This is a genomic window from Micromonospora coriariae (assembly GCF_900091455.1).
Taxonomy (GTDB): domain Bacteria; phylum Actinomycetota; class Actinomycetes; order Mycobacteriales; family Micromonosporaceae; genus Micromonospora; species Micromonospora coriariae.
The window spans coordinates 6,564,507-6,581,139 of record NZ_LT607412.1 but is presented as its reverse complement, the minus strand read 5'-3'; the positions used below and the strand labels follow the sequence as shown (position 1 = coordinate 6,581,139).

Annotated in this window: 16 protein-coding genes and 1 pseudogene; 12 read left to right on the top strand and 5 right to left on the bottom strand. The window is 71.5% G+C overall.

Annotated elements, in window-relative coordinates; translation table 11 throughout:
• Positions 1-612, top strand: coding sequence for a TetR/AcrR family transcriptional regulator (locus GA0070607_RS30700; protein WP_089021319.1), 612 nt, complete (start codon positions 1-3; stop codon positions 610-612).
• On the opposite strand, the gene GA0070607_RS34235 is transcribed toward GA0070607_RS30700, so the two are convergent.
• Positions 515-1,015 (bottom strand): hypothetical protein, encoded by a 501-nt coding sequence (locus tag GA0070607_RS34235; RefSeq protein WP_408630859.1) that lies wholly within the window; start codon positions 1,013-1,015, stop codon positions 515-517. The genes GA0070607_RS30700 and GA0070607_RS34235 overlap by 98 nt on opposite strands.
• Between GA0070607_RS34235 and GA0070607_RS30690 the strand changes: the two genes are divergently transcribed.
• The 3 genes from GA0070607_RS30690 to GA0070607_RS30680 are packed head-to-tail and all read left to right on the top strand — an operon-like array spanning position 1,014 to position 3,633.
• The gene (locus tag GA0070607_RS30690) at positions 1,014-1,796 is read left to right on the top strand and encodes a DedA family protein (protein ID WP_089021318.1); all 783 of its coding nucleotides are present in this window, start codon (positions 1,014-1,016) and stop codon (positions 1,794-1,796) included. The genes GA0070607_RS34235 and GA0070607_RS30690 overlap by 2 nt on opposite strands.
• On the top strand, positions 1,775-2,998 hold the full coding sequence (locus GA0070607_RS30685; RefSeq protein WP_231930564.1) for a sensor histidine kinase: 1,224 nt from the start codon (positions 1,775-1,777) through the stop codon (positions 2,996-2,998). Before GA0070607_RS30690 ends, GA0070607_RS30685 begins: the two co-directional genes overlap by 22 nt.
• Positions 2,989-3,633, top strand: a complete 645-nt coding sequence (locus GA0070607_RS30680) for a response regulator (RefSeq protein ID WP_089021317.1) — start codon at positions 2,989-2,991, stop codon at positions 3,631-3,633. The genes GA0070607_RS30685 and GA0070607_RS30680 overlap by 10 nt, the downstream gene beginning before the upstream one ends.
• 218 nt (positions 3,634-3,851) lie before the next feature.
• Here the strand turns inward: GA0070607_RS30680 and GA0070607_RS30675 are convergent, their stop codons facing one another.
• The gene (locus GA0070607_RS30675) at positions 3,852-5,114 is read right to left on the bottom strand and encodes an ISL3 family transposase (RefSeq protein WP_089017243.1); all 1,263 of its coding nucleotides are present in this window, start codon (positions 5,112-5,114) and stop codon (positions 3,852-3,854) included.
• Between the two features lie 92 nt (positions 5,115-5,206).
• Here GA0070607_RS30675 and GA0070607_RS30670 point away from each other — a divergent pair.
• The 3 genes from GA0070607_RS30670 to GA0070607_RS30660 all read left to right on the top strand — a co-directional run bounded on the left by GA0070607_RS30670 (position 5,207) and on the right by GA0070607_RS30660 (position 8,343).
• A protein-coding gene (locus GA0070607_RS30670; RefSeq protein WP_089020010.1) for an IS3 family transposase occupies positions 5,207-6,351 on the top strand; the annotation gives its coding sequence in 2 pieces (ribosomal slippage) (positions 5,207-5,480 and positions 5,480-6,351; 1,146 coding nt in all).
• A gap of 677 nt (positions 6,352-7,028) precedes the next feature.
• A complete protein-coding gene (locus GA0070607_RS30665) occupies positions 7,029-7,583 on the top strand; it encodes a hypothetical protein (RefSeq protein ID WP_089019244.1) in 555 nt (184 codons plus the stop codon).
• Between the two features lie 337 nt (positions 7,584-7,920).
• Positions 7,921-8,343, top strand: a complete 423-nt coding sequence (locus GA0070607_RS30660; RefSeq protein ID WP_089021316.1) for a protein-tyrosine phosphatase family protein — start codon at positions 7,921-7,923, stop codon at positions 8,341-8,343.
• 8 nt (positions 8,344-8,351) lie between these two features.
• Here GA0070607_RS30660 and GA0070607_RS30655 read toward each other — a convergent pair.
• A pseudogene (locus GA0070607_RS30655) lies at positions 8,352-9,086 on the bottom strand (ATP-binding cassette domain-containing protein); the annotation flags it as partial.
• A 65-nt stretch (positions 9,087-9,151) separates the two neighbouring features.
• Between GA0070607_RS30655 and GA0070607_RS30650 the strand changes: the two are divergent.
• The 3 genes from GA0070607_RS30650 to GA0070607_RS30640 all read left to right on the top strand — a co-directional run bounded on the left by GA0070607_RS30650 (position 9,152) and on the right by GA0070607_RS30640 (position 11,747).
• Positions 9,152-9,565: a MerR family transcriptional regulator gene (locus GA0070607_RS30650; protein ID WP_231930561.1), complete on the top strand. Its 414-nt coding sequence runs from the start codon at positions 9,152-9,154 to the stop codon at positions 9,563-9,565.
• Between the two features lie 52 nt (positions 9,566-9,617).
• Positions 9,618-10,832, top strand: coding sequence for a D-alanyl-D-alanine carboxypeptidase family protein (locus GA0070607_RS30645; protein WP_089021314.1), 1,215 nt, complete (start codon positions 9,618-9,620; stop codon positions 10,830-10,832).
• Positions 10,833-10,901: 69 nt separating this feature from the next.
• Positions 10,902-11,747 carry a peptidylprolyl isomerase gene (locus GA0070607_RS30640; protein ID WP_197701193.1) on the top strand — a complete coding sequence of 282 codons (846 nt, stop codon included), beginning with the start codon at positions 10,902-10,904 and terminating at the stop codon, positions 11,745-11,747.
• Positions 11,748-11,878: 131 nt separating this feature from the next.
• Here GA0070607_RS30640 and GA0070607_RS30635 read toward each other — a convergent pair whose 3' ends face one another.
• Together GA0070607_RS30635 and GA0070607_RS30630 are read right to left on the bottom strand one after the other, a co-directional pair.
• Positions 11,879-12,916, bottom strand: coding sequence for a LacI family DNA-binding transcriptional regulator (locus GA0070607_RS30635; RefSeq protein WP_089021313.1), 1,038 nt, complete (start codon positions 12,914-12,916; stop codon positions 11,879-11,881).
• A 220-nt stretch (positions 12,917-13,136) separates the two neighbouring features.
• Complete coding sequence (locus GA0070607_RS30630) at positions 13,137-14,192, bottom strand: LacI family DNA-binding transcriptional regulator (protein ID WP_089021312.1); 1,056 nt, start codon at positions 14,190-14,192, stop codon at positions 13,137-13,139.
• Between the two features lie 138 nt (positions 14,193-14,330).
• Here GA0070607_RS30630 and GA0070607_RS30625 point away from each other — a divergent pair, with 138 nt between their 5' ends.
• Together GA0070607_RS30625 and GA0070607_RS30620 are read left to right on the top strand one after the other, a co-directional pair.
• A complete protein-coding gene (locus GA0070607_RS30625; RefSeq protein ID WP_089021311.1) occupies positions 14,331-15,638 on the top strand; it encodes an ABC transporter substrate-binding protein in 1,308 nt (435 codons plus the stop codon).
• Entirely contained in the window at positions 15,635-16,633 is a 999-nt protein-coding gene (locus GA0070607_RS30620) for a carbohydrate ABC transporter permease (RefSeq protein WP_089021310.1), read from the top strand. Before GA0070607_RS30625 ends, GA0070607_RS30620 begins: the two co-directional genes overlap by 4 nt.

The following is a 16,633-nucleotide window of genomic DNA, read 5'->3' as shown; positions in this document are numbered from 1 at the left end:
GTGCCCAAGCAGGTCGCCCCCGACTCCAGCCGCCGCAGCCAAACCGCGCGACGAGCCATCCTCGCCGCCGCCTTCGACCTCGTCGGCGAGGTGGGATACGCGAAACTCAGCATCGAGGGCATCGCCGCCGCCGCCGGCGTCGGGAAACAGACGATCTACCGCTGGTGGCCGTCGAAGGGCGCGCTGCTGTTCGACGCCTTCCTCGCCCTCACCACCGAGGGGGCCGACGGCCAGGCTGGTGCCCTGCCCGACACCGGCGACCTGACAGCCGACCTGAAGCTGGTCCTGCGGGCCACCGTCGACGAGCTGAACGATCCGCGCTACGACCAGCCCATGCGCGCCCTGCACACCGAGATCGTCCACGACCCGGCCCTGGCCGCCGACTACGCGAAGCGGTTGGACGAGCCGATGCGGGAGCTGAAGAAGGACCGCCTGCGCGCCGCCCAACGAGCGGGGCAGTTGGCCGAGGACATCGACCTCGACGTGGCCGTCGACATGCTGTTCGGCCCGGTCCTCAACCGGTGGCTCCAGCGCACCGGTCCCCTGAATCCCGAGTACGCCGACCAGGTGGTCGACACGGCACTGCGTGGTCTCCGGCCGCGCCAGCCGTAGCGATGGTGGCGGGAACCAACTCGCCCGGCTGCGTACCCGCCCGGGCGTACACCGCACCCTCCGGCGTCCAGATGCCGGAACCGCCGGTCGCCACGGTGTAGCCGCCGCCGGTCGAGCCGGCGAAGCTCGCCACCGCCACCCAGACCCGGTGCGCGGTGGCGATCCGGTGGGCACGCTGGCCAGGCAGCTCCGGAAAGAGCACCACCCGGGCGCGCGCCGCGCGGACCGCGGCGGCGTGGGCCCGCGCGTTCGCCGCGACGTCCCGGGGTACGCACAGCGGCTGCGCCACCGCGAGCCGTAGCGGGGTGCGGTTTTCCACACCCTCGCCGCTGTGGTCGACCCGCGCGTCCGGGCGGTCCTCCTCATGGTCGACTCTCAGGATCACTTCGTAGCGTGGGGGCATGATTCGAACGTCCCACGCCTTGCTCGCCACCGGAACCCCCACCGCCGCGGCCGAACCGCCCCAGGACGGGATGGTCGGCTACGTCAGTGACCTGGTGGAGCGACTCGGTGGGCCGGGCGCCGGCCTGGCGGTGGCACTGGAGAACCTGTTCCCGCCGATCCCCAGCGAGGTGATCCTTCCGCTGGCCGGGTTCGTCGCCGCGCAGGGCCGGATCAGCCTGGTCGGCGCGATCTTCTGGACCACGCTGGGCTCGGTGCTGGGCGCGTTGGCGCTCTACCTGATCGGCGCGTCGCTGGGCCGGGACCGGATGCGCGCCATCGTGACCCGGCTCCCGCTGGTGAAGCTCAGCGACGTGGACAAGACCGAGGCGTGGTTCCTCCGGCACGGCGTGAAGGCGGTCTTCTTCGGCCGGATGATTCCGATCTTCCGGAGCCTGATCTCCATCCCGGCCGGGGTGGAGCGGATGCCGGTGAGCACCTTCCTGCTCTACACCACGCTGGGCAGCCTGATCTGGAACACCACGTTCGTGTTCGCCGGCTACCTGCTCGGCGACAACTGGCACCTCGTCGAGGGGTACGTCGGGGTGCTCCAGAACGTGGTGATCGTGGCCTGCGTGGCGGCCGTCGCCTGGTTCGTCGGGTCCCGGGTGTTGCGGGCCCGCCGCGCCGCGCGCAATCCCGAGCCGGCCGGCCTCGATGCCCTCGACCAGCGCGGTGTCCCCGACCCGGGCGGTCGCGGCACCCTCTACCGTGGCGGCTCGTGGGCCTCGGACGAGCGCTAGACCGGCAGCCGGGCGGGCTCGGCGCGGAGGGACGTCAGATGGTGGTGGGGGAGCGCCGGACCGGCCAGCGGTGGGACGGGCTCCGGTTACCGGTCGGCGTCGCCGCCGGAACCGCGTCCGCCGTCGTCGAACTGGTCTTCCTGGCCGTCGCGGCCGTCGCGCTCGCCGGGTCGGCGCTCGCGCCGCCGACCGCCCGGCGGGTCGTCGACCTGACGAGACGGTACGCCGCACAGCTGGTGCGCGTGGAACGCCGCCGGTTGACCGGGCTGCTCGCCGCGGGTGAGCTGCCCGCGCCGAACGCCGCGTCGACCCGGCGGCGCGTCGGCTACCTCGCGGCCCGGCTGCTGCCCGGTGTGCTCGGTCTGTTGGCGTACGCCCTGCTGGGCGTCGGCGTGGTGCTGGCCGGGATCGTGCTGCGCGCGGCGGTACGCGGCGAGCTGACCCTCCTCGACGCACTGGCCCAGGTCGCCGTCGGGGCGGTGCTGCTGCTGCTCAACGTCCAGGCCCTCGTCAGCGTCGCCGCACTCGACGTCCGGCTGGCCCGGAGACTGCTCGGCCCGGGGAGTCGGGCGGAGCTGACGCAGCGGGTCCGCGAGCTGACCAGCAGCCGGGCCGGAGTCATCGCCGCGGTCGACGCCGAACGGCAGCGCATCGAACGCGACCTGCACGACGGCCTCCAGCAGCGGCTGGTCGCCCTCGGCATGCTGCTCGGCAGGGCCCGACGCGCCCGCGACGCCGACCGCTCCGCCGCCCTGCTCGCCCAGGCACACGAGGACGTGCAGCGGGCCGTCGAGGAGCTGCGCGAGGTGGCGTGGCGGGTCTACCCGTCGGCGCTGGACAGCAGCGACCTCGGTGAGGTGCTCGCCATGGTCGCCCACCGCTCCGAGGTGCCGGTGCGGATCCGCTGCGAGCTGCCGGTCCGCCCCGAGCGGCAGATCGAGACGGTGCTGTACTTCGTGGCCTGCGAAGCGCTCACCAACGCCGCGAAACACGCCGCCGCTACCCTGGTCACGGTCGAGATCGGGGTACGGGAGGGGTGGGTCCGGATGCGCGTGCACGACGACGGCGTGGGCGGCGCGGACCCCACCGGGCGAGGCCTGTCGGGGCTGACCCGACGGGTCGCCGCACTGGACGGCCACCTCCGGGTGACCAGCCCGGCCGGCGGCCCGACCACCGTCCTGGCGGAGCTGCCGTGCGGCTAGTCCTCGCCGAAGATTCGACGCTGCTCCGGGAGGGCCTGGCACGGCTGCTCGCCGAGGAGGACCACGAGGTGCTCGCGGCGGTCGGCACCGCCGACGACCTGGTCGAGGCGGTCGGGCGGTCCCGTCCCGACGTGGTCGTCACCGACGTCCGGATGCCACCCACGCACACCGATGACGGGCTGCGGGCAGCCCTGGAGATTCGCCGGCGCTGGCCCGCCACGGGCGTCCTGGTGCTCTCCCAGTACGTGGAGCGACGGTACGCCGGCCGGCTGCTCGCGGACCGTCCCGAGGGGGTCGGGTACCTGCTCAAGGACCGGGTGGCCCAGGTCGACGACTTCCTCGACGCACTGGACCGCGTCGCCGCCGGAGGCACCGCGCTCGATCCGGAGGTGGTCCGTCAGGTGGTCGCCGGCTCCGACCGACCGGACCCGTTCGGTCGGCTGACCCCGCGCGAACGGGACGTGCTGCACGAGATGGCCCAGGGGCACACGAACGCCGCCATCGGCCAGCGTCTGCACGTGTCGCAGAGCGCGGTGGAGAAGCACGTCAACGCCATCTTCGACAAGCTCGACCTCGCGCACGTCGCCGGCTACAGCCGCCGCATCCTCGCCGTACTGCGCTACCTCGGCACCTGACACCCCGACCGGCCTCTGAGGCGCGCCAGCACCTCGGCCGGCCGCAGGGATGGCTGCCTGATAGTGCGCCGGGCGCCGCAGCCCCACCTCGTCGCTGGGCGCGGTCCGTTTCTCATTGGCGGTGTTCCCGGCTCGGCCCACGGGCGGTCGCGGTGGTGAGCGGTATACCTGTGAGGCATAAATATGGGTCTTGTGTCGAGTTAGTGGGTCGTTGGTGATCATCTTGCGGGTAGTTGGGGTCGGTGGCCGCCGAGGCTGAGCATGGCCAGGGCAATGAGGGCGTCGGGTGAGTGGAAGCCGAAGGCCATCCGGGTGATCAGGCGGATCTTGGCGTTGACGGACTCGATGCGGCCGTTAGACAGGCCGTGTTCGATGGACGCGACGATGGCGTCGCGGTGACGCGTCACGCGTCGTTGCAGGTCGACGAAGACGTCGATGCGGCTGCGTCGGGCCCATCCGATCCACCGGTCGAGGGCTTCGACCGCCGCTGTCGGGCTGGTCTTGGCCAGGGTGAACACCAGTCGTAGGCCTTCCTTCAACGCCCAGGCCCGGTGCAGGCGGGGATGGGTCTTGGCGATCCAGGCGAGTTTGGCGTGCTGGGCGTCGGTGAGGTTCTGCGGGTTCTTCCACAACGCCCAGCGGGTGTTCTTCAACTGCCGGGCCGCGCCGACAGCGACGCCGCGACGGCCTGCCCCACGCCCGGTGGCCTCGTTCCAGGCTTGGCGGCGAACCCGATCCACGGCGTCAGTGGCCCAGGCCACGACGTGGAACGCATCGGCGCAGCGCACCGCGTTCGGGCAGCGGCGACGCACGACCGTGGTGATCCAGTCCGCGCCGTCAGCCGACACGTGCGTGATCTTCGCGGCCCGATCAGAACCGAGCAGGTCGAAGAACTCCTGCAACGTGGCTGCGCTCTTGCCCGGCGCCGCCCACACCAGCCGACCCGTGTCGTGATCGACGACCACCGTCAGATACCGGTGGCCCTTCTTGTAGCTGACCTCATCGATGCCGATACGACGCAACCCGTCGTACCGGTCTTCAAGGCCACCGGTGTCAGCCCACACCCGGGCCACGATCGCCCCGACGGTGCGCCACCCGATCCGCATCACCTGCGACACCGCCGACTTCGCTGTGTGCACCGCCAGCCACGCCACCGTCGCGTCGAACGCCCGCGTATGCCCCGCCCCATGACGAGCCCAGGGCACCGCCGCGACCACCACCTGATGCACCGGACACGACACCCGCGGCGCGTCCGCCTCGACCACCGCCCGCACCACACCCAGATCCAACGTCCGCCACCGACGCCGCACCCCGGCGTCATAGCGCGCACACCGCCGCCCGCAATGCGGACACCGCCGCGACGCGCCCTTACGCACCCGCACCCGAGCCACCACCACCGACTCGACCGGATCGAACTCCACACCCTCCACCACCGCCTGCTCGACCCCGAGCAGCACAGCCCATACCCTGGCAGAACGCACGCCGTTCTCCCGCCCATCCAGTTCGGGACTGCCCCCGGTTCGGTTGACTCCTGACCTGTGAGGATGCGTTCCTCGCTGGAAGGATGTCTGTCATGCCGAAAGCGTTCCCCCTGGAGTTCCGCCGTGACGTCGTCGCGGTCGCCCGTAAGGGCGAGGCCCCCATCGCCCAGATCGCGAAGGACTTCGGGATCTCCGAGGCCTGTTTGCACCGCTGGCTCAAGCTCGCCGACGTCGAGGACGGCATCCGTCCCGGGACCACCAGCAGCGAGTCGGCGGAGCTGCGGGAGCTGCGCCGCAGGAACAAGGTGCTGGAACAGGAGAACGAGATCCTGCGGCGGGCCGCGGCGTACTTCGCCAAGGAGATCTCCCCAAAATGATGTACCCGCTGGTCGGTGACCTGGCCGCGGACGGGATCCCCGTCGCGGTGACCTGCCGGGTGCTGGGGTTCAGTAAGCAGGCCTACTACGCGTGGCGCGCCGAGCCGGTCTCGCAGCGACACCTCGACGACGCTCACCTGATCAACGCCGCCCTCGACATCCACGCCGACGACCCGGCGTTCGGCTACCGGTTCATCGCCGACGAACTACCCGCCCACGGCATCAGCGCCGGCGCCAACCGGGTCGCGCGGCTGTGTTCACAGCAGCGCATCTGGTCGGTCTTCGCCAAGCGCAGAGGCCTGACCAGGCGGGCCGGACCCCCGGTGCACGACGACCTGGTGCAGCGCCGCTTCACCGCCGACGCCCCCGACCAGCTGTGGCTGACCGACATCACCGAACACCCCACCGCCGAGGGCAAGCTCTACCTGTGCGCGATCAAGGACGTGTACTCCGGCCGGATCGTCGGCTACTCCATCGACACCCGCATGAAAGCCTCGTTGGCCGTCGCTGCGCTGTCGAACGCCACCCGGCTGCGGAACCCGGCCGCGACGATCGTGCACTCCGACAGGGGCAGCCAATTTCGGTCCAGGAAATTCGTGAAAGCGTTGCACCGCAACGGGTTGACCGGCTCGATGGGCCGCGTCGGCGCCTGCGGGGACAACGCCGCCATGGAGTCGTTCTTCGCCCTGCTGCAGCGCAATGTCCTGGACCGGCAACGCTGGCAAACACGCCACGACCTACGCCTGGCGATCGTGACCTGGATCGAACGGACCTACCACCGCCGGCGACGGCAACGCCGCCTCGGCCGGCTCACGCCCATCGAGTTTGAGACAATCAACCAGCCCGCACACGCGGCCTGAACCACTCAACCCCGCGAGTCAACCAAACCCGGGGCAGTCCCTTCTGACCTTCGACAAGCCAGAACCTAGGCAGGACAACGGCGTGCGCCACAAACGACGCGCCCAACCACCCACAGACACGACACAAGACCCATAAATATGCCTCTGAGGTATACCGCTCGGGTGACCACCTCGCCGGGAACGCGCCTCGTTCACGGTGATCGACTCGATGTCGGCGATGTCGGGGTATCCCGCGCCTGCGGATGGCCCGATATCGGCGATACCGAGTCGATCACCCCCAGCCAGCCGAACTGGCGGCGCGGCGACCGGCCGGTCTGCGCGTCGAATGTCCGGTATCGGGGTTTCTGGGCTGTGACCGGGCGCATCCGTGGGCCGGAATCATGGCGAGCCGGGGGTCGTTACACACCCTGACGATCGCAGCACCACCGGCCCGCCCCCCGCCCCCCGCAGGATGGGGATGGCAGTCAGGCCAGGGTGCCCGGGCCACCCCCGGAATGAGCCCGGCCCGGCGGTCGTTACACACAGACCCGGCGCCACGAGCCCCCCCGCCCGTAGGCCGCCGACCTCAAAGACTTTCCCCCGTAGTTGAAAGCGCCCGACGAGGTGCTCGCACCCTGCGCCGTTTCCCCCCGGATCGCCGCGCGGGTGTCTACCCCCGTGAAGGAGCTGACCCCCTCATGAACACGATCATTCGTAAGAGCATGCTGTCTGTTGCTGGTCTCGCGTTCGCCGGTGGTGTGTTCGCCGGTCCGATCGCCGCACACGCCGCGACCCCCGTCGTGGACGGCAAGCCGGCCGCCGTGGCGGTGGCCAAGGTGCAGGGCGCGCAGTCGCACATCGACCTGAACGACGAGCAGACCGCGAACGTCAAGGCGATCATCGCCGCGACGAAGAAGGCCGGCCTGCCCGAGCGGGCCGCGGTCATCTCGATCGCCACCAGCCTGCAGGAGTCGAAGCTGGAGAACCTGGGCCACCTCGGCGACATGAACGACCATGACTCGCTGGGCCTGTTCCAGCAGCGCCCCTCCAGTGGTTGGGGCACCCCGGAGCAGATCACCAACCCCGAGTACTCGACCACCGCGTTCCTCAAGGGCCTCAAGCAGGTCGACGGGTGGCAGGACATGGCGCTGACCGACGCCGCGCAGACCGTGCAGGTCTCGGCCTACCCCGATGCCTACGCCCAGTGGGAGCAGCAGGCCACCGACCTGGTCGCCCAGCACTGGAACAGCTGACCCACCACACATTGACCGCTGGCCGGCACCCCACCCGGGGTGCCGGCCAGCGGCATGTCTGGACCGGCGCGAGCGCCGGCGACGGGCGGGGAATGACACCGGCCGACGGCGGGTTGTGGACAGTGTCGGTGTGATCCAGTGTCCCCGGGCCTCACCTAATATTGCCGTCGCGGAACACCGTTCGGCTGGAGCCGCGACGCGCCACTCGCCGAGAGGCGACCTGCACACCGACACCCAGCGCCGCCCCCAGCCCACCAGCCGGGGGCGGCGCTGTCTGTACCCCGTCCGTGATCGACGGGGGACGGTGGTCAGGTGCCGGTGCCGGCACAATGTCGGGGTGACTCTCGCTCAGCCCTGGTCGGAGCAGTCAGGCGTCCTCGTACTGCCCAGCGGGGTCGCGGTGCGCGGACGGCGCATCGCCGCCGAGGTCGCCTCACCCGCCGACTTCGCCCTGTTGCTGGCCCCCGGCCCGGAACCGGCGTGCCCGCACCGGCGGATCCGGTGGCCCGACTTCTGGGTACCGCTCGATCGGGCGGATGCGCTCGACGCTTTGCGAGCGACGCTGCGCCGGGCGCACGACGGTGAGCGGGTGGAGGTGGCCTGCCGGGGTGGGGTGGGGCGCACCGGTACGGCGTTGGCCGCGCTGGCAATCCTCGACGGCCTGCCGGCCGACCGCGCGGTGCCGTGGGTACGGGCGGGCTACCACCCGAAGGCGGTGGAGACCCCGTGGCAACGGCGCTGGCTGCGCCGCATCGCCTGATCACACTGTCAAGCCCGCCGACCGTCACGCCCCCCGACCGGCCACGCGTACTTGCGTAGGTGGTCGGCGGTGAGCGTGTCGCCCCGGGCGACCAGTTCGGCCGGCGTGCCGGTGAAGACGATGCGTCCGCCATCGTGCCCGGCGCCCGGTCCCAGGTCGATGAGCCAGTCCGCGTGCGCCATGACGGCCTGGTGGTGCTCGATGACGATCACCGTGTTGCCGGCGTCGACCATCCGGTCCAGCAGGGCCAGCAGCTGGTCCACGTCGGCCAGGTGCAGCCCGGTCGTCGGCTCGTCCAGCACGTACGTGCTGGTCTTCTCCGCCAGGTGGATGGCGAGCTTGAGCCGTTGCCGCTCCCCGCCGGAGAGGGTGGTCAGCGGCTGGCCGAGGCTGAGGTAGCCCAGCCCGACGTCCACAAGCCGGCCGAGGATGAGGTGCGCCGACCCGCTGGGAAAGAACGCGTGCGCCTCGGTGACCGACATCGCGAGCACCTCGCTGATGTTCTTGCCGCGCAACGTGTACGTGAGCACCTCGTCGGTGAACCGCCGGCCCTCGCACCGCTCGCAGACGCTCGCCACGCCGGCCATCATCGCCAGGTCCGTGTAGATCAGCCCGATCCCCTTGCAGGCCGGGCAGGCACCGTCGGAGTTGGCGCTGAAAAGCGCAGCCTTGACCCCGTTGGCCTTGGCGAAGGCGGCGCGGATCGGGTCGAGCAGCCCGCTGTAGGTGGCCGGGTTGCTGCGCGGCCCTCGCGGCGCTCGACGGCGGCCATGCCGAACTGGACCGGGAGCGCGCCGAGATCCGCCGGGTGCTCGGCGCCTTCGAGACCGTGCTGGCCAGCCCTCCGGCGGCCCGACCGGCGCCACGCCGAAGCGCCCGCATCGGCGAGGTCGCCGCCCTGGTCGGGGTCCGGACCTCGCAGCTACGGCTGTGGGAGGAGCGCGGCCTGCTCCGTCCGGGCCGCACGCCGGGCACGAAGTACCGGGTGTACGACGAGGCCGAGCTGCGGGCCGCGCAGGTCGTGGCGCTGCTGCGCCGGGGCGCCTACCCGTTCGAGATCATCGAGGCGGTGCTGGGCGAGCTGCGCACCACCGGCAGTGCCCAGCGGGTCCGCGCCGAGCTGGGCCGCCGCGAGCAGGAGTTGCACGCCCGCAGCCTGCGTCGGCTGCGGGGGAGCGCCGCGCTGCACGACTACCTGGGCGATCGGGGGGCGGCCAGGTAGTCGGCGGGCCATCCGGTCCCGCCGGGCGATCTTGTTAGCTAGGGTCGGGCCTATGAGAGCTGCGCTGCTGGCGGTCACGGCGTCCGCCGTCCTGCTCGCTCCGGCGCCGGTCGCCGCCGCCACGGGCGCCGCCGCCGCGACGACCGTGCGGTGCCCCAGGGTGCCGGCGCCCGCGGTGTCCCGGCCGCCCCGACCGTCGCCTCCGCCGGCCGTGCCCGAGCAGCGGGTGGTCGGCGGCGCAGGGCTGGCCACCAGCGGCCTGGTCGTGCCGGCCGGCGTCGGCGCGCCACCGGCGGTCACCGCCACCTCGTGGCTGGTCGCCGACCTGGACACCGGCCAGGTGCTCGGTGGCTGCGGCCCACACGAGTACGGCACCCCGGCCAGCGTGCAGAAGCTGCTGCTGGCGGCCACTATGCTGCCCCGGCTGGATCCGAAGCAGACGGTCACCGTCACCGCGGCGGACATGGACATCGAGCCCGGGTCCTCCGCCGTCGGCCTGGTCGAGGGCGGCCGGTACAGCATCGAGACGGTCTGGCTGGGGCTGCTGCTCAACTCGGGCAACGAGGCGGCGAACCTGCTGGCCCGGCTGGGCGGCGGGGCGGACGGCGCGGCCGGCGGGGTACGCGCCATGAACGAGCAGGCGCACCGGCTCGGCGCACTCCAGACGCACGCGGTCACCCCCTCCGGGCTGGACGGCAGGGGGCAGTTCACCAGCGCGTACGACCTGGCGCTGATCGCCCGGGCCTGCTTCGCCGAGCCGAACTTCCGCCGGTACGCGCTCACCGAGCAGGCGCAGATCCCGGCCCAGCCGGCGCAGCGCACCAAGGGTTTCCAGATCCAGAACGAGAACCAGCTCATCTACCGGTACCCGGGCGCGCTCGGCGGCAAGACGGGCTTCACTGATCTGGCCCGGCACACCTACGTCGGGGCGGCGCAGCGTGACGGGCGGCGGCTGGTGGTGACCCTGCTGGGCGCCGAGCCGGCACCGATGCGCGGCTGGGAGCAGGGCGCGGCCCTGCTGGACTGGGGCTTCACGCTGCCCCGCGACGCCGCCGTCGGCCGGCTGGTCGGGCCGGGCGAGCTGACGGCCACGCCGTCGGCCACGCCGTCCGAGCTGGCCGAGCCCCGCGGGCAGCGGCCGGCGGCGGCCAGCGGTCCGGTGCGCTCCGGATCGGCGTGGTCCTGGTCGGTGACGGCGCTGAGCGGCGTGGGCGTGCTGCTGCTACTGGGCGGGCTGCTGTGGCGGCGCCGTCGCCGGCTGCCCTGACGGATCGACAACCAGCCTCGACATCCATAGACTCCGGTCTTTCTGGCACCACGAGTCCAGGAGGATCCCTTGTCGAGTGAACTCGAACCGCGGTCCGGCGCGGCGGCACCCCGCCGTCCGGTGCACGCGCTGCACCGCCTAGCGGGGGTGACGGTGCTCGCCGGCGCGCTGGTCGCCGGTGCGTCCGCCGCTGCCGTCGCCGCCCCGCGCGCGACCGTCGACGCGGTCACCGCGTCCGCCGCGCCGTCGGCCGCCACCGATGCCGCCACCCGACCGCCGCGCACCACGCACGGCCCGTGCGCGTACACCGAGACGCCCGACGAGCCGGCTGCCCGGCCCGTGCCACTGCCGCCCGACCCACGGCGTACGCCGGACCGGGGCACCGTCCAGGTGACCCTCTCCACCAACCTCGGGCCGATCGGGTTGACCCTGGACCGGGCATCCGCGCCGTGCACCGTGCAGAGCTTCCTGCACCTGGTCCGCAAGCGCTTCTACGACCGCACCATCTGCCACCGGCTCACCGCGTACCCGACGCTGAGCGTGCTGCAGTGCGGCGACCCGTCCGGCACCGGCGAGGGCGGCCCGGGTTACCGGTACCGCGACGAGCTGCCGACCGACCTGCCGCCGGCGCCCACCGACCCGACGGGCGAGCGCCGCCTCTACGCCCGGGGCACGCTCGCCATGGCCAACGCCGGCCCGGACACCAACGGCAGCCAGTTCTTCCTGGTCTACGCCGACTCGGCGCTGCGGCCGAACTACACCGTCTTCGGCTCGGTGGACCGGGCCGGGCTGGCCACGCTCGACCGGATCGCGGCGGGGGGAGTGGCCCCGACCGAGGAGGACCCGGCGCCCGTTGACGGCGCTCCCGCGCTACCGGTCGACATCCGCAAGGCCCTGCGGCACCACCACCGCTGACGGCTCACGTGCGCGCCGCGCCGACCGGGAACAGCTCCGGCCGGCGCGGAGCTGCCGGCGGCCGGACTTCTCCGGAATTCTCGGACCCCGGACCGGAAGCGCTCGGGCCGCTCGCGGATGCGGGTCGGCCGTCACGACGCCCGCGACGACCTGACCGGCGGCGCGGCCGTGCTGTCGCGCACCACCAGTTCGGTGGCGAGTTCCACCCGGGGGGAGTCGATGGCCTCGCCCTGGGCGAGCCGCAGGACGGTACGCGCGGCCAGCCGACCCATCTCGACCAGCGGTTGCCGCACAGTGGTCAGTGGCGGTGACGCCCACCGCGCCTCGGGCAGGTCGTCGAAGCCGACCACGCTGACGTCGCCGGGGACCAGCAGGCCGCGTTGCCGGATCGCCTCGTAGACGCCGAACGCCATCTGGTCGCTCGCCGCGAAGATCGCCGTCGGCGGCTCGTCCAGGTCCAGCAGCGAGGACCCGGCGGCGAAGCCGGACGCGTGGTAGAAGTCGCCGGGCCGGAGCAGGTGTTCCTCCAGTGGCACGCCGGCGGCCTCCAGCCCGGCCCGGTAGCCGTCCAGCCGGGCTCGGCTGCACAGCAGGTGCGTCGGCCCGGCCACGAACCCGATCCGCCGGTGCCCGAGCGAGAGCAGGTGCTCCGTCGCGGCGAGCCCGCCGGCCCAGTTGGTGGCTCCTATGGTCGGCACGTCGATGGCGGGCACGCCGGCCGGGTCGACCACCACCACGGGCACGTTGAGCCGCCGCAGCTGGGCGTAGAGCGGCGGGCTGACGTGCGAGGTCACGAAGATGACGCCGTCGGTGGCCCGGGCGCGCAGGTTCTGCAGCCACTGCCGGGCGGCGGTGGACTGTCGGTGTATCGCGGAGACCACTGTGCCCACGCCGGCGGCGTGCCCGACGTCCTCGACCCCGCGGATGATCTCCACGGCCCAGGGGCTGTCCAGGTCGTTGAAGACCAGGTCGACCAGGCCGGCGGGCTGCACCGTGCGGCTGGCGCGACGCCGGTAGCCGTGGTGGCGCAGCAACTCCTCGACCCGTTCCCGGGTGCTGGGGGCCACGTCCGAGCGGCCGTTGAGCACCCGGGACACGGTCGGTACCGAGACTCCGGCCTCTCGCGCGATGGCGCTGATGGTGACCCTGCGTCCGTCGTCCGCGTCCACCCGCGTCTCCTTTGTTCTTTCGGGGGCGGGCCGGACGCCGGCACCGGGATGCCCCGGAGCAGCGTGCCCGTCCCACGGTCATCTTGCCGCACGGACCGGGGGCTGGCGACAGGGCGTATCGGCGCCGTGTCCAGGGAAGTTGCGGAGAATTCCCGGAAGTCCGGCTGATCGGCACGGACCGGCGCGTCACCGGGCCCGGCGCAGCCCCGGACCTCGCCGCTCAGCCGTTCGTCGCACCGGCGGCCGACGGCGGCCGATCGGGCCCGGCGGAGGGCGTGTACGGGGCGCAGGAAGACCGGACGACCAGTTCGGTCGGCAGCCGGACGTGCGGGTCGCGTTCGACGCCGCCGACGAGGTCGATGAGCAGCCGCATCGCCTCGGCGCCCATGCGCTGCAGGGGTTGCGCGATCGTGGTGAGCTGCGGGGTGACCAGCGCCGACTCGGGGATGTTGTCGAAGCCCATCACGGACAGGTCGCCGGGCACCGTGAGGCCCATGGTCCGGGCGACGTCCATCGTGGAGATCGCGGAGAGGTCGTTGCCGGCGAAGACGGCGGTCGGCCGGTCGGGCAGTGCCAGCAGTTCCGCGGCCGTGGCGGCGGCGCTCTCGACCCGGAAACCGCCGACGCGGACGAGTCGTTCGTCGACCGCGACGCCCGCGTCGAGCATCGCCCGGCGGAAGCCGGCCTCGCGAAGGCGCGCCGACTCGAGGTCGGGGCGACCGCTGATGTGGCCGATGCGGCGGTGACCGAGCGACAGCAGGTAGTTGGTCGCGAGCACCGCGCCGGCGAAGTTGTCGGAGTCGACGGTGGGCAGCCCGGACGGGCCGGTGTGCGGGTCGACGGCCACGACATGGAAGCCCTGCTTGGTCTCGACCACCGTCGGCGTGACGATCACGGCCCCGTCGATGAGCGTCCCGGACAGGCGGGCCAGCGAGCGCCGCTCCCAGCCGACGGCCGTGCCGTCGCCGTCGCCGCCGGAGTAGGCCAGCAGCTGGTAGCCGGTGCCGGTGACCTCCTTCGACGCGCCCTTGAGCAGCTCGGTCGAGAACGGCTCGAACTCGGCGACCAGGATGCCCAGGACGTTCGTCCGGTGGCTGCGCAGGCTCTGCGCTCCCAGGCTGGCCTCGTAGCCGAGCTGGTGGATGACCTCCCGGACGCGCTGCACGGTCGCCTGCGCCACGCCGTAGCGACCGTTGACGACCTTCGACACAGTCGCCACCGAGACGCCGGCCGTACGGGCCACGTCCGACATCTTGACACGCTCGGGGAAGGTCACGCCGACGATGATAGAGGGCCAGCTGGGACTCCTCGCAAGGGAGTCGAAAACGTTATCGACAACGGTTGACACCTCGTTACGGGACTGTAAAACTCGCCGCACCTAAGTACCGCCACTGCTAGTCGAGGAGACGTGTCGATGGCGATGAAGCACCGCGCGGGCGCCACCCTGGCGCTGTTAGTGACCACCGCTTTGCTCGTCGCCGGGTGTAACGGCGGCGACAGCGAAGCACCCGCCGAGAACGAGCTCTACAAGAACCCGGTGACCCTGACCTGGTGGCACAACGCCTCCCAGGACGGCCCAGGCAAGACCTACTGGGAGAAGGTCGCGAAGGACTTCTCCGCACTGCACTCGACCGTCACGATCCAGATCGAGGGGATCGAGACCAACCAACTCCAGCGCACCCGGCTCCCTGCCGCGCTGCTGAGCAACGACCCGCCGGACATCTTCCAGGCGTGGGGCGGCGGCGAGATGCGTGAGCAGGTGGAGGCCGACTACCTCAAGGACATCACCGATCAGGTCAAGGACGAAGTGGCCAACATCGGCAGCGCGACCGAGATCTGGCAGGTGAACGGCAAGCAGTACGGCCTGCCGTACCGGATGGGAATCGAGGGAATCTGGTACAACAAGGACATGTTCGCGAAGGCGGGCATCTCCGCTCCTCCGACCACCTTGGAGGAGCTCAACCAGGCGGTCACGAAGCTCAAGGCCATCAACGTCATCCCGATCGCGGTGGGCGCCGGTGACAAGTGGCCCGCCGCGCACTGGTGGTACAACTTCGCGCTGCGTGCCTGCTCGGTCGACACGCTCAAGAAGGCGTCCGTCGAACCGGTCTTCGACGACCCGTGCTTCGTCAAGGCGGGCCAGGACCTGAAGGCCTTCATCGACACCAAGCCGTTCCAGCCGAACTTCATCGCGACGCCGGGTCAGAACGACCCGACCAGCGCCAACGGGCTGGTCGCCAACGGCAAGGCCGCGATGGAACTGATGGGCGACTGGAACAGGGGCACCCTGGAGACCGTCGCGGAGGACCCGAAGGCGCTCACGAAGTTCCTCGGCTGGTTCCCCGTACCGGCGATCGCCGGCTCCGCCGGTGACCCGAAGGCGGCCCTCGGTGGCGGCGACGGGTTCGCCTGCGCCAAGAACGCCCCGGCCGAGTGCGTCGAGTTCCTCAAGTACATCGTGAGCCCCGAGGTGCAGAAGGGCTATGCCGAGACCGGCACCGGCCTGCCCGTGACCAAGGGTGCGGAGGCCGGCGTGGTCGACCCCTCGCTGAAGTCCATCCTGGAGGCCACCTCCAGTGCGACGTACGTGCAGCTCTGGCTGGACACGGCCTTCGGCAGCACGGTCGGCACCGCGATGAACAACGCGGTCGTCGCCATCTTCGCCGGCAGCGGCAGCCCGGAGAAGGTCGTCGAAGCGATGAAGGCGGCCGCGAAGAAGTGACCTCCACCAACCCGACCCTCAGCCCCGCCGGCGGCGCGTCCGCGCCGCCGGCGGGCCCCCCGGCCGCCCGACGCCGGTCGTCCCGCGCTGCCGAGACCAGACGCAAGTGGTACGAGATCATCGGGCTCACCACACCGGCGGTCGCCGTCTACGTGATGTTCGTGCTGGTGCCGATGGGCTTCGCTGTCTACTACAGCCTCTTCCGCTGGCGCGGGGTCGGACCGCCCACCGACTTCGTCGGATTCGACAATTACGTCCTCGCCTTCCAGGACCCCATCTTCCTGGACGCCCTGCGCAACAACGCCATCATCGTGTTCGGGTCGCTGCTGCTCCAGGGGCCCATCGCCCTGGCCGTGGCTCTCCTGCTCAACCGTCGCTTCCGCGGCCGCACCACGTTCCGGCTCCTGATGTTCGTGCCGTACGTCCTCGCCGAAGTCACGGTCGGCATCATGTGGAAGCTGATCCTCACCGGCGGCGGGACCGTCGACGTGCTGCTGCAGAAGATCGGCCTGGGCGGCCTGGTGCAGGCGTGGCTCGCCGACCTCGACATCGTCATCTGGACGCTGCTGGTCGTCCTCACCTGGAAGTACGTCGGCTTCGCGATCATTCTCCTGCTCGCCGGGCTGTCGAACGTGCCGCCCGAGCTGACCGAGGCCGCCGCGATCGACGGCGCGAGCTGGTGGCAGACCCAGCGCCACGTCACGCTCCCGCTGCTGGGCCCGACGATCCGGATCTGGATGTTCCTGTCGATGATCGGCTCGTTGCAGGTCTTCGACGTGATCTGGGTGACCTCGGTGCCCGCGGTCCGGTCGCTCGGAGCCTCGGCCACCATGGCCACCTACATGGTGGACAACGGCTTCTTCGCCCGGCTCTGGGGCTACGGCAACGCGGTTGCCGTGATCCTGTTCGTCATCTCGTTCATCGCGGCGTTGCTGTTCCAACGCTTTCTCCTCCGGCGCGACATCGAGGGCGCCGTCACCGGAAGGAGGAACTGA